Raw genomic sequence first — 13,151 nt, forward strand, 5'->3', positions numbered from 1 at the left:
AGCCGCAGGTCATTCAGGCCTGATAGCTTGCGTCGGCGAAATTTCCGTACAGCGCTTCCGATGAGTTGAAAAAATCCTTCAACTGCTTCTGCGTAACCACCACTACGGTGGGCGATACGAGCGGGATCTTCGGCAGGTCGGTGAGCACGATCTGCTGAAATTCGCCGTACCAGGCTTTGCGCTTGACCGGGTCCAGCTCTCCCTGGCCCAGATCGAGTAATTGATCGACCCTGGGGTTGGCATAACGCGCGCCGTTGGAGAAGGCGATACCGGGTTTGAAGTTCGAGGAGTGATAAAACCGTTGCGTGCCCATCACCGGATCGGGCCCGGCGGTGGCGCTGATCAGCGTGGTGTCGAAGTCGCGGCGGGTGTAGACGCGATTGACGTACTCGGGGAAGTCCTGGGAGCGAATCACCAGCTTGACTCCAATCTTCGCCAGATTGCTGCGCAGGTAATGGGCGATCTGCTGGGTTTCATTGGCTGGGTTGGGGTCGTTGAACACGGTCAGGCGTATGCCGTCGGCGCCTTTCTTCAGGCCTGCTGCTTCAAGCAGGGCTTCGGCTTTGGCCAGGTCGAAGGGGTAACGCGGCACACTGTCGTCGTAGAAGTCGCTCATGCTGGCGGGGATCGCGCTGACCGCTGGCTGGGCAAAACCGAAGTAGATGTTTTTGACGATGAAATCGCGGTCCACGGCGTGGGCGAACGCCTGACGCACCCGCACGTCCTGGAATACCGGCTTTTCCAGATTGAATTCGAAGCCCACCAGGCCTGGTGAGTAGGGCGCGCTGATTTCGCTGACCTGCAATTGCGGCACGCCGCGCAGGCGCTTGACGTTGCTCAGCGCCACCGACGCCAGTTGTACGGCTTGGGTTTCCAGTGCCGCCGACGCCGCCGTCAGGTCGGGAATGATGCGGAAAATAAGCGCGTCCAGATGCGGTTTGCCGGTGTCCCAATAGTTCTCGTTTTTCACCAGATTGATCGACACGCCACGGTCCCAGCGCTCGAACTTAAACGGGCCGGTGCCCACGGGTTTGATGTTGTTGGGGTTCGCCAGCGGGTTGCCGCTGTCGTAGAGGTGTTTGGGCAAGACTTGTGCGTCGGTGGATGACAGCGCGCTCAGCAGATAGGGCGCAGGTGTCGACAGCGTCAGGACCACCTGCAATGGCGTCGGCGTTTCCACCTTGCTCACCGGGGCAAACGTGGTGATGCCTCGGGAGTTGAATTTGCGCCAGATATTTTGCAGGGAGAACGCGACGTCCTCGGCACCGAAGGGCTGGCCGTCGTGCCATTTGACGCCCTGACGCAGATTGAAGGTGTAGACCAGGCCGTCGGCACTGACCTGCCAGTCGGTGGCCAGTCGCGGTACGGGCTGGCGTTGTGCGTCGTAGGACAGCAGGCCGTCAAACAGCTTACTGGTCACGGTGTAAATGGTCCCGTCGGTGGTCAGCGCGTTGGTCAGGACAGTGGGTTCGGGGTATTGCGATACCACCAGCGTCTGTTTGCCATCGACGGCGGCGAACACCCCGGACACATGCCCCGACATTCCGATACCGGCCGCGAGGATCATCGAGTCCTTGATAAACGTCCTTCTGGTTAACGACATGCTGCACCTTTGGTAAAACGAGTCAGTAAGAAGCGCACGGCTATTGAGTTCTATGTTTAGAACCGAACCGGCGTTTTATAAAAAGGAGGGTAGGGCGATGTTCTGTTGGGCGTCAGAACAGAATCGCGAGCCTAGCGGATAGTTTCGGCGTTATTCAAGTGCGGTCTTATAACGTTAAGTGCAGTTTCAATACCTGAGGAGATAATAAGTTTAGAACTTTTTTGCTGGTGTTCGGTTTATCAAATTCCTGTATTAGTGTTCGCCGTTAAAACAGTCCCCGCTCAATGCGATTGTTTATAGAGAACCCGATGCCGGCCAGTATTTTCTATCAGCGTATTAATCACATCCTTCATTCAGGATTTCGCGGACCATTGTTTCGGGCTGTTCCAACCGCGGTCGGGGTGATTGTTCTGAACTTCATCCTGCTCCAGATGGTGCCGGGCGATGCGGTAGATGCACTGGTCGCGGAAGCTGGGTCGGCGACGGCGGAAACCACCGCCTTGCTGCGCCAGCAATACGGGCTGGACAAGTCTTCGCTGGCGCAATTTGGCGATTACCTCAACCAACTCGGCCATTTGAGCCTCGGTGATTCGCCGCGCTATGGCATCACGGTGATGGACGTGATTACCCAGCGACTGCCCAACACCCTGTTGTTGATGGGGCTGGCGCTGGTGATCTCGTTGGTGGTCGGTGTCAGCCTGGGGGTGGTCATGGCCCTATGGAAGGGCAAATGGCCGGATCGCGTGCTGTCTTCGATCGCGTTTGTGCTGTATTCGACACCGGGCTTCTGGATCGGCCTGATGGCGATCGTGCTGTTCGCGGTCAAGCTTGATTGGCTGCCAAGCGGCGGCGACGGCACTATCGGCGCGGGCCTTACCGGCGTGGACAAGTTTGTGGACAAGTTGCAGTACGCGATTCTCCCGGCCTTGACCCTCGCCAGTTTCTTCGTCGCCATTTACGCCCGTCTGACCCGCGCCTCGGTGCTTGAAGTGCTGACGCAGGATTACGTGCGTACCGCGCGGGCCAAAGGGTTGTCGCCGTGGCGTATCACCTGGCGGCACGTGTTGCGCAATGCCCTGTTGCCCTTGACCACCGTCGCCGGCGCGCACCTTGGCGGGCTGTTGGGCGGGGCTGCGGTGGCGGAAACGGTATTTGGCTGGCCGGGTATCGGGCGGCTGACGCTCGAAGCCGTGCAGGCACGCGAATACAAGGTGCTGCTGGGTATTCTGCTGATGTCGTCGTTCATTGTGATCGTCGCCAATATTCTGGTGGACCTGCTCCACGCCCGGCTCGATCCGCGCATCGCCGCCCGCTCAAAGGGGGCCTGATCGATGAGCGCCCACACCCCCAACCCGATTCTCGACCGCGCGCCTTCTGCACCGGTCGGCCTGCCGGACAGCTCATGGCGCCAACAGCTGAATGCGACGTTGCTCGGACGTTTCGCGCCGGCCGGCAAAGGTTCGTCGACCGAAGATGATTCGCTGGCCCAAGAACAGCGTTCGCCCCAGAGCCGCTGGCCGATCACCTACGCGTTGTTGCATTCACCTGGCGCGGTGGCGGGCATCAGCGTCCTGACCCTGATCGTGCTGGTGGCGCTGGCGGCAGGCTATCTCTACCCCGGCGATCCGCTGGACATGGCCGCGCAACCGCTGTTGGCACCCGGCGAAGACTGGCAGTTTCCACTGGGCACCGACGCATTGGGACGAGATCTGGCGGCAGGCTTGGCCCACGGTGCGCGTGTTTCGCTGCTGGTTGGCGTGACGGCGGCGCTGGTCAGCGTGTTGATAGGCACCCTGATTGGCGCGCTCGCCGGTTATTTCGGCGGACGGGTCGACCGCGCGCTGACCTGGCTGATCGAGCTGTTCCAGACCACCCCCTCGTTTTTGCTGGTCGTGGTGGTGGTCTCAATTACCCAGTCGACCGTCAGCATCATCGCGGTGGTGATTGGTCTGACGTCCTGGGACACCGTCGCCCGACTAGTAAGGGCCGAGTTTCGTGCGCTGCTCAGTGCCGATTTCGTCCTGGCAGCGCGCACGGTGGGTTACAGCACCCGCTGGATCATCTTTCGTGAAGTCCTGCCCAACGCATTGCCGCCGATCATCATCACCGCTTCGGTGATCGTGGCGTCGGCGATTCTCACCGAATCCTCGCTGTCGTTCCTGGGCGTGGGCGATCCGAACAAAATCAGCTGGGGCAGCATGATCGGCAGCGGTCGGGACATGCTGCGCAGCGCGCTGTACCTCACCGCGATCCCCGGCCTGACGCTGGTCATCACTGTTTTTAGTCTGAATCTGGTGGGTGACGCCCTGATCAGCGCCCTGAACCCAAGACTGCGCGGGAGAACAGCATGAACGCTGTAGCCAATATCGATGACCACAGTCAGCCGCTGCTGAGCGTTTCCGATCTGCGGGTCAATTACGGCGACTATCAGGCCGTCAAAGGCGTTAGTTTTACGGTGGCCCGCGGTGAAACCCTGGCGCTGGTGGGCGAGTCCGGTTGCGGTAAATCCACCACGGCCATGGCCATCATGCGCTTGCTGGGTGGGCGGGCCGGGATCTCGGGCAAGGTGGATTTCGACGGGCTGGACTTGTCGGTGATCAGCGATCCGGTGATGCGCGGGCTGCGCGGCAACGATATTTCCATGGTCTTTCAGGACCCGATGACCTCGCTCAATCCGGTGCTCAGCGTGGGCGAGCAGATCGGCGAAGTGTTGCGTCGCCATCGTGGTCTTTCGCGTAAAGACGCACGCATCGAAGCCCTGAGCCTGTTAAAGAAAGTGCGCATTCCCAACGCGGCGGCGCGTCTGGATGACTTCCCGCACAATCTGTCGGGCGGGCAGCGCCAGCGGGTGATGATCGCCATTGCCGTGGCGTGTAACCCGCGCCTGCTGATCGCCGACGAACCGACCACCGCGCTGGACGTCACGGTGCAGGCGCACATTCTGCAATTGCTCAAGGAGCTGAGCGAAGAGTACGCCATGGGCCTGCTGCTGATTACCCATGACCTGGGCGTCGTCGGCCAGTGGGCGGATCGGGTGGCGGTGATGTACGACGGCCTGATCGTCGAGTCCGGCACCACGGAAGCGATCTTCACCGCGCCGCAGCACCCGTACACCAAAGGATTGCTGGGTGCGTCCCTGCGGCTCGACACCGACTCCCACTACGCCAATGCCTCGCTGCCGGAAATCAACGTGCGAAAGGGCAACAGCGGCATCATCGAGTTCGATCTGCACAGCCATCCGCGCTATTTCACTACCCGTGACGCCCACACCGGGGCGCTCGACCGGCCAATTCTGGAGGTGCGCAACCTGCGCACCGAATACAAGAGCAGTCAGGGCGTCGTGACGGCGGTCGATGATGTGTCGTTCCAGATACGGCCCGGCGAGACGCTTGGCCTGGTGGGTGAGTCCGGCTGCGGCAAGTCGACGCTGAGCAAAACCATTTTGGGCCTGATCCGCTCAAGTGCCGGGCAGATCCTGCTCAATGGCACCGATATCGCTCATTTATCCGAGAAACAGCTGCGTACACACAGGCCATTTGTGCAAATGGTGTTTCAGGACCCCTATGGATCGCTCAACCCCAAGCACAGCGTGTACCGCATCCTCGACGGCGTGCTGAGAAACCACGGCGAAAAAGAGGCGCAGACTCGCAGTCAGCGCATCTTCGACATCATTCATCGAGTGGGGCTGCCAGCCTCAGCGGTGTGGAAATACCCCCACGAATTTTCCGGCGGCCAACGGCAGCGCATCGGCGTGGCGCGGGCATTGATCCTGCGGCCATCGCTGGTGATTCTCGACGAAGCGGTGTCTTCGCTGGATGTGTCGGTGCGCGCGCAGATTCTCAATCTTCTCGCCGACCTCAAGCAGGAATTCGGCCTGTCGTACCTGTTCATTTCCCACGATCTGTCGGTGGTCAAGTACATGGCCGATCGCGTGCTGGTGATGCACGACGGCAAGATTGTCGAGGAGGGCGCCCATGACGCGATCTGGAAAAACGCCCGCCATGCTTACACCCAAAAACTGATTGGCTCGGTGCCCGTGCCCCGTTACTCGGTGGCTGACGAAGAAACCGTGCCCTATGCCGATTCGGCCTGGCAGGAACTGCCGGTGGCCATGTTGCTGTCGCGTTTTGCGATTTAGTTGTGTTGCTTTCAATAAACGATGAAAAACCATTAAGGGAGTGAATATGAGCGCTATCGAGTACCGAAATCTGGGCCGCAACGGCATCAAGGTCTCGCCCATTACCCTGGGCACCATGATGTTCGGCGGGCAGACCGACGACAGCGTTGCCAAACGCATTGTCGACAAGGCGTATGAGCAGGGCATCAACTTCATCGACACTGCCAACGGTTACAACGGCGGGGCCTCCGAGGAAACAGTCGGGCGGCTTATAGCCGAGCGCCGTTCGCAGTGGGTGTTGTCGACCAAGTTCGTCAACCCCAACCCTGGCGCTATGGGCCCGAACGATCGAGGCGCCTCGCGCAACAACGTGATCCAGTCCGTGGATGCGAGCCTCAAGCGCTTGAACACTGATTACATCGACCTGTTTTATTTACACCGCGAAGACCACAGCACGCCGGTTGAAGAAACCTTGCGCGCGTTGTCGGACCTGATCCGCGCGGGCAAGATCCGCTCCTATGGCCTGTCCAACCACCGTGGCTGGAAGCTGGCAGAGTTCAGCCGCACTGCGGATTTGCTGGGGATCGAGCGTCCGGCGGCGAGCCAGCCGTTGTATAACCTGGCCAACCGTCAGATTGAAAACGAGCATTTGCCGGCTGCCGAGTACTACGGCATTGGAGTGGTGTCCTACAGCCCGCTGGCCCGTGGCGTACTGACCGCTAAATACGACCCGAACCAGCCGCCGTCCGAGGGCACACGTGCCGGTCGCAACGACAAGCGTCTGCAGCAGACCGAATGGCGTCCGGAGTCGTTGAACCTGGCGCAGCGCGTCAAGGATCACGCCCAGGCCCGGGGCATTACGCCGGGGCAGTTTGCACTGGCCTGGGTGCTGAACAACCAGCTCATCACCTCCGCCATCGCCGGGCCGCGTACCGAAGAGCAATGGAATGACTACGTACCGGCGCTGAATTACGCGTTCACCGCAGAAGATGAAGCGTTCATCGACGATCTGGTCATCACCGGGCATTCATCGACACCGGGTTACAACGACCCAAGCCACCCGTTTGCCGGCCGTAAATCGCGGGTTTAATGCGCCGATCACCATCGTTCCCGCGCGTTCGGGAACGGTCCCTCTATAGGAGCCAACTTGTTGGCGAGCGCTTGATGCGGTGTGTCAGGCATGACGCTTCGCGAACAAGTTCGCTCCTACTGGGGTTTGCGCTTGCAGCGAACATGAGGACCGGGCAGGCGGCGACGCAACCCGCACTCAGGTTTTTGCCAGGTTCCAGCCGCGCCACTGCGGTTGTGCCAGAAGCAGGCTGGCAATGGTGACTGCCACCAGACCCCACAAGGCAATGGTGGTGGCCACTCCCAGGCGATCGGCCATGTAGCCACCGATCAGCGTTGCCAACGGCTGCAAACCAAAGCCAATGATGCTGAACAACCCCATTAATCGTCCGCGCATGGCCGGCGGCGAGAGAATTTGCACCATGCTGGTACAGGTCACCATGGCCTGCGACGTTGCAAGCCCGAACATAAACAGCGCGATCAACTGCAAAAACAGCCACTGCGTTAGCGCTGACACCACCAGCCACGCGCCCATCCAGATCAGCGTCAACGACAGCGTCAGGCCCATGCGCTTGATGTGGCTGATCACCGGCGACAGAAAAAACGCGTACACCAATGAACCGGACGCAGCCGCCGCTAGCAACAGGCCGGTGCGTTGCGGATCTCCATGCGCCACGGCGGGGAGCAGTGCCAGGGTCCCTAGGCCAAACATGGTCAACGCCGCGCAGCAAATGTAGATATTGCGCAAGGTCAGGGTGTCGCGAATGTGCCGGAGGGCTTGGCCCAAAGTCGCCTGCTCGCTGGCATTGGGGAGGGTCTGCGGGATGGCATGCAGCGACAGCAGAGAAATAATCACCACCCAGCATGAAAAGCCGTTGGCCCAGAACGCTGCAGACATTCCCACCTGGGCCACCAGATAACCGGCCAGGGTCGGGCCCAGCGTGCGGCAGACATTGAGGATCATCGAGTTGATGCTGATCAGCTTGCGGATATTGTCCAGGCCCGCCAGATCGAACAGAAAGGCTTGCTGCGTCGGGAAGTACACCGAGTTGACGCACCCCATCAGAAAGGCGAACACAAACAGATGGCTCAGTTGTACCTGCTCGGTGTGAATCATCGCGGCAATGATGAAGGTCAGCACGATTTCCAGCAGATGACAGCCAATCAACATCTTGCGGCGGTCGTAGCGATCCGCCAGGCCGCCGGTGAACATGCTGAACAACAGGATTGGCACGCTCGAACAGAGCGCGCTGATCCCAAGCGCAAAAGCCTGCCCGCCGGACAGTTGATAGACCAGTAGCGCCATGGCGGTCTGCTGCAACCAGATGCCGATCATGGAAACCGCCTGTCCCGACAGATAAATGCGGGTCGGCGCAGATCGCAAGGGGGCGAAGTTATCCAACCACAGCGTGAGGGCAGACATTTAATCAATATATCCGGCAGGCGATACGAGACAATAAGAGTTGCGGTATTAACCACTATTGTTGAACTGCTGTTGAGCCAGCAACACTTTCGGGTTTCGTTGTCCGCAGTGTTTGATTTCGGCGCACAGGCTGCTCAATCAACTGCGTACTGTCAATCAGCGCCCCGTCATAAACTCAGAACGTAACGATCTATGTGGACGAAATTAGTTTCCATTACACTCGCTGTACCTCGCGCGGGGCGTTGGATTATTAGTTAGTTGAAACGTTATTAAGTATCTCATCAATGTCGTGCGACCACGTCCGCCATTAATAATAGTTTGATAGTTGCAGCTCAGGCCGCTTTAGCGGGACCTGCCGTGACTGTTTACGCACTCATTTTATTGAATGGCGCCCACCCATGACGGACCTTAGTCTCTGGTACACCCGCTGCCCGACGCCGACACCCCTCGGTCTGGCGGTGAAGTTGGGAGTTCTGGAAACGGCGCTCTCGCGGCATTCGGTCGGGCTGCAGTCACTGCATAGCTCGACCGACGAAAAGGTCCGCGCCAGCCATTTCGATCACTCGCAACCCTGGTCATTTCGTCAGGGCGGCAACATCCCGCCGATTCACGCTCGCGCCAGTGGACGCGATACGCGACTTGTCGGGATCAACTGGATCGACGAATTCCAGGCCGTGATTACTTTGCCGTCATCAGGGCTGCGTGATGCATCGGATCTGGCTGGCAAGCGTCTAGGCCTGCCCCGGCAACCGCCCGGCATCATCGACTTCCAGCGTGCGACGTCACTCAAGGGTTTGCTGTCGACGCTTGATGCGGCGGGTATTCCTCGTGAGCGTGTGACCTTCGTCGATATCGTTACCCAGGCCCCGCAGTTAGGCGCCTCAACCCAGGGGTATCCCGCCGAAATCAAGCGCCGCTTGCCCTATGCCGCAGAGATCACTCAGCTGATCAAGGGCGAGATCGATGCGTTCTTCGTCAAGGGCGCGGAAGGCCTGAGCGTCGCTCACCAGTTTGGCGCGATCATCCTCAGCGAAACCGGTAATCACAGTGACGCCGCCATCCGCATCAACAATGGCACCCCGCGCTTGTTGACGGTGGACGGTACGCTGTCCCGCGAACGGCCGGACCTTGTGCAGGCACTGCTGGCGTCGGTGCGTGAAGCCGGGCAATGGGCAGCGCAAAACCCTGATCAGACCCGACGCTTCGTCGCACAGGAAATAGGCGTCTCTGAAGAGTCCGTCGAGGCCGCCTTCGGACCTGAGCTGCACCTGAAATTCGGCACCTCCCTGGACGCACCCGGTGTCGAAGCCATCGACACGTTCAAGCACTTCCTGCTGCGAGAAGGTTTCATCGATCACGACTTTTCGGTCGAGGGCTGGCTGCATGTCTGAGTTGTCCACCCCGTGGGACGTGATAGTGCTGGGCGGTGGCGCGGCGGGTCTGGTGGCGGCGTTTCATGCTCGGCAGGCCGGGGCCTTGGTGCTGGTTGTCAACAAAGGGTTGGTCGGTCGCAGCGGCGCGACGATTACCTCCGGTGGCGGGGTATCGATTGCCGGTGAAAGCCTGCGGGCGATGGGGCTTGAGGCCGACGCCAGCGATACCGAAGAACGGTTTTTGCAGGACACCATCACCGCCGGTTCATGGCTCAACGATCAGCGCCTGGTCGAAAGTATGGTCACCGGTATTGGTTCGGAGCTGAATCGCCTGGTGGACTGGGGTATCAAATTTACCGTCAATCGCCGCGCGCCCGGTCACAGCAGTGGGCGAGGCGTGCACATTAGCGGTGTCGACATGCAGCGCGCGTTGACGCGGATTGCGGTGCAGGCAGGCGTCAGCTTTCGTGAGGACTTTCAGTCCACCCAATTGCTGCGTCGCGACGGTGCGGTGATTGGCGTCCTCGGGCTGGATAGGCGTACCGGGGTGGTTGAAAGCCTGTTTGGCCACAGCATGGTGCTCGCCACCGGCGGCGCGACGTCCAACTGGAGCCTGCGCACCGCGCCCGAGGAACTGTCGGGGGAGGGACAGCGCATGGCGGTGGAGGCGGGCGCTACGCTGATCGACATGGAGATGATGCAGTTTTTGCCGTGCTGCCTGGCCGCCCCGGCGATTTGGCGCGGCCTGCAATTCCCCTGGATTCTCGGCCCGCAGAGTGGCGTACATGCCTGGCTGATGAATCGCTTCGGCGAACGCTTCATGGCGCGCTGGGACCCGGCGCGCATGGAGTTGGCAACCCGCGACATGGTGTCGGCGGCCTGCGCCACTGAAGTCTACGAAGGACGGGGCAGTCCCAATGGCGGCGTGTACCTGTCCTGGAAACACCTGCCCAACGACATCATCGACAACTTCCCGGCCTCGTCGCGTTCCATCAGCGCCGGTTGGCAGTGGGAAGGTTTTGATATGACGCCATTGGTGGAGCGCATCAAGCAGGGCTATGCCATCGAAGTCGCCCCTGCCGCGCATTTTTCCCTGGGCGGCGTGCGCGTTGATCCGGGCGCCTGGACCGGTGTGCCGGGATTGTTCGCCTGCGGTGAAGTGACCGGGGCGCTACACGGCGCGAACCGGCTATCCGGCAACGCCGGGGCGCAGGTGTTGGTGCAAGGGCGGATTGCCGGTCAGGCGGCAGCGCTGGATGCATTGCAGCGCAGGTCTCAGGATCGTCTGGCCGACAACGCTGACGCGGCGTTCGCCGTCACCGTTTCGCCCTTCGAACGCACGCACGGGATCGCGCCGTTCGAGCTCAAGGAAACGCTGTCTCAGCTCGCCGAAAAATCCCTCGGTCCGGTACGCACTGCCCAAGCTCTGGACGAGGGGCTAACAACGCTGGCCACGCTGAAAAACGATGTGCTGCCGAAATTGGCGTGTCGCACCCGGGACCGCATGTGGAACCGTGACTGGAGCGATGCACTTGAGTGTCAGGCTGCTTTTACCGTTATCGAATCGGCGCTGCTCGGCGCTTCCGGGCGCGATCATTCTATCGGCGCGCACCAACGCCACGACCACAAAGGCGCACATAGCGGGGTATTGAGCCATTCATTGGTGAGCCTGAATGCAGGTGCGCTGGCACGTCATACGGTGCCAGTCGCTTTTCCTTTTCTGGCGCGGCCATGAGCGATTTTTCTTTCAGGAGTTTTAAATGCTGATGCACCTGACGCTGTTCCGCGAAGGCCAATTCCGGCAACTGGATGTGCAACTGCCGCCCCCGGCAGGTTTGGGCCTGGGCATCGATAGTTGGGAAGGCGCGTCGGTCAGCACCGCGCTGCAATACGCGCAGCGGGTGTTCGAACCGAATCTGGGTTACTCGCTGTCCTGCCGGCGCGGGCTGTGCAAGCTGTGTGCGATGCGCATCGACGGCGAAGTCAAACTCGCCTGCACCGTGCCGCTGCACGACGGCATCCGCATCGAACCGGCCAAGCCCAAGCTTGCGCTACATGACACGGTGGTCGAGCTGAGTCTGGTCCGCGTCAAGCCGCCCCGGGAAAAGCCTGCGGCCCCTGTTTTCCGGTCGGCCAGCGACACCGGCACGCCGACGATTGCCTTTATCCCAACAACCACCTGACTGCGTGTCGGGCTTTGCCTTTTTTTATCGCCAAGCGAACCCATTCAGGAGTGTGACCCCATGTCCGAAGCACTGCTTAAAGAAATATCACAGACCTCAAACGAAACCGCACCTACCACCATCTGGTACACCCGCTGCCCAGTGCCGACCACGTCCGGCATCGCTCAGCACAAACACTGGCTGCAAAACGAGTTCGCACGTCACGGCATTACCCTGGATTCGATCCGCGCCTCACAGGATCGCGCGGTGCGTGAATCCCATTTTCGCCACAGTCTGGCGGGCAGCTTCCGTGAGGGCGGTAACGTGCCGCCGATCTGGGCGCGGGCGCAAGGCCAGGACACCGTAGTGGTCGGCATCACGTGGGTCGATGAGGAGCAACTCGTGTTCGTGCGCGGCGACAGCGATATCAAGACCGTCGCTGACCTGCGCGGTCGCAAGCTCGGGGTGGTGCGCAAGGCTGCCAGCGATCTGGTGGACGTCGGGCGCGCGGAAGGTCTGCGCGGGCTGTTGACCGCGTTGCACCTGGGCGGCGTGTCCCGTGATGACGTTGAGTTCGTCGATATTGCGGCACCGGAGTGGGACCTCAAAGAAGTCACGAAAACCCGTGAAGACCACCACGCCATTCCAACCCTGGCATTGCTCAATGGCACCGTAGACGCGATTTTCATCAAAGGTGCGGGCAGCGCCCGGGCGCTGGCTCAAGGGTTGCGGCCAATCATCAATATCAACGAGCAGGAAGATCCGCTGCTGCGCCTGAGCGCAGGTTCTCCACGGCCGATCACAGTGGATCGCCAGACCCTGATCGACTCGCCAGAAATCGTGGCGCGATACCTCGCCGTGCTGTTGAAGACGTACGAGTGGGCCAGCGAGCATCCACAGGAAGTCGTGACCACCATCGCCGCTGAAACCGCAACGGATGAAGAAAGCGTTTTGCTGGCGTTCGGTAGTCAGCTGCATTTGTCATTCGAACCCAAGCTGTCCGAGGTGTATGTCGAAGGCCTGCGTCGGCAAAAGGATTTTCTGCTGGCCGAAGGATTCATCGACAAGGACTTCGACATCGACAGCTGGATCGATCCGCTCCCACTGCAACAGGCGTGGGCGATCAAGGACGAGATCGAGTTGCGTTGACGTCGTCTGGCAGCGGGGTTCGCTAGCACAAAGGCCTGTCGGCGATCAGCCCCGTTGCGATGCGGGCACTTGAATACTGAATATGACGTTGCGCAGGAGCATTCGATGAATAACGCCAAGGCAGCACGTAAGGTGCGCTGGCAGCCAACGCCGGGCGAGTTGCTCGATCTCGGCCAAGTGTTTCGTGAGCCGCTTGGCGCCTTACGCTTGCACACCACTCCCAAAGGCGTGCTGAGTCGTCGTGAAGCCGTGTTGT

At 60.4% G+C, this 13,151-nt stretch carries 10 protein-coding genes and 1 pseudogene; 9 read left to right on the plus strand and 2 right to left on the minus strand.

Going from position 1 to position 13,151, the window contains the following annotated elements; genetic code table 11:
- Positions 1-13: 13 nt before the first annotated feature.
- On the minus strand, positions 14-1,603 hold the full coding sequence (locus ACWKWM_RS26590; RefSeq protein ID WP_483848961.1) for an ABC transporter substrate-binding protein: 1,590 nt from the start codon (positions 1,601-1,603) through the stop codon (positions 14-16).
- A 401-nt stretch (positions 1,604-2,004) separates the two neighbouring features.
- On the opposite strand from ACWKWM_RS26590, the gene ACWKWM_RS26595 reads away from it, so the two are divergent.
- Genes ACWKWM_RS26595 through ACWKWM_RS26610 form a run of 4 tightly spaced genes read left to right on the plus strand, consistent with a single transcriptional unit; the run spans position 2,005 to position 6,810 of the window.
- Positions 2,005-2,931 (plus strand): ABC transporter permease, encoded by a 927-nt coding sequence (locus tag ACWKWM_RS26595; RefSeq protein ID WP_483848962.1) that lies wholly within the window; start codon positions 2,005-2,007, stop codon positions 2,929-2,931.
- Between the two features lie 3 nt (positions 2,932-2,934).
- Positions 2,935-3,954 carry an ABC transporter permease gene (locus tag ACWKWM_RS26600; protein ID WP_483848963.1) on the plus strand — a complete coding sequence of 340 codons (1,020 nt, stop codon included), beginning with the start codon at positions 2,935-2,937 and terminating at the stop codon, positions 3,952-3,954.
- Positions 3,951-5,741: an ABC transporter ATP-binding protein gene (locus ACWKWM_RS26605; protein ID WP_483848964.1), complete on the plus strand. Its 1,791-nt coding sequence runs from the start codon at positions 3,951-3,953 to the stop codon at positions 5,739-5,741. Before ACWKWM_RS26600 ends, ACWKWM_RS26605 begins: the two co-directional genes overlap by 4 nt.
- A gap of 46 nt (positions 5,742-5,787) precedes the next feature.
- The gene (locus tag ACWKWM_RS26610) at positions 5,788-6,810 is read left to right on the plus strand and encodes an aldo/keto reductase (protein WP_483848965.1); all 1,023 of its coding nucleotides are present in this window, start codon (positions 5,788-5,790) and stop codon (positions 6,808-6,810) included.
- 177 nt (positions 6,811-6,987) lie between these two features.
- On the opposite strand, the gene ACWKWM_RS26615 is transcribed toward ACWKWM_RS26610, so the two are convergent.
- Positions 6,988-8,211: an MFS transporter gene (locus tag ACWKWM_RS26615; protein WP_483848966.1), complete on the minus strand. Its 1,224-nt coding sequence runs from the start codon at positions 8,209-8,211 to the stop codon at positions 6,988-6,990.
- A 398-nt stretch (positions 8,212-8,609) separates the two neighbouring features.
- Here ACWKWM_RS26615 and ACWKWM_RS26620 point away from each other — a divergent pair, with 398 nt between their 5' ends.
- The 5 genes and pseudogenes from ACWKWM_RS26620 to ACWKWM_RS26640 form a co-directional block, all read left to right on the plus strand.
- Positions 8,610-9,602, plus strand: coding sequence for an ABC transporter substrate-binding protein (locus tag ACWKWM_RS26620; protein WP_483848967.1), 993 nt, complete (start codon positions 8,610-8,612; stop codon positions 9,600-9,602).
- Positions 9,595-11,319: an FAD-dependent oxidoreductase gene (locus ACWKWM_RS26625; protein ID WP_483848968.1), complete on the plus strand. Its 1,725-nt coding sequence runs from the start codon at positions 9,595-9,597 to the stop codon at positions 11,317-11,319. Before ACWKWM_RS26620 ends, ACWKWM_RS26625 begins: the two co-directional genes overlap by 8 nt.
- A 25-nt stretch (positions 11,320-11,344) precedes the next feature.
- Entirely contained in the window at positions 11,345-11,767 is a 423-nt protein-coding gene (locus ACWKWM_RS26630; RefSeq protein WP_483836605.1) for a 2Fe-2S iron-sulfur cluster-binding protein, read from the plus strand.
- A 60-nt stretch (positions 11,768-11,827) separates the two neighbouring features.
- Positions 11,828-12,895: an ABC transporter substrate-binding protein gene (locus ACWKWM_RS26635; protein ID WP_483848969.1), complete on the plus strand. Its 1,068-nt coding sequence runs from the start codon at positions 11,828-11,830 to the stop codon at positions 12,893-12,895.
- A 105-nt stretch (positions 12,896-13,000) separates the two neighbouring features.
- Positions 13,001-13,151: pseudogene (locus ACWKWM_RS26640) on the plus strand (energy transducer TonB); the annotation flags it as partial.

The organism is Pseudomonas rosaeacicularis (genome assembly GCF_057128745.1).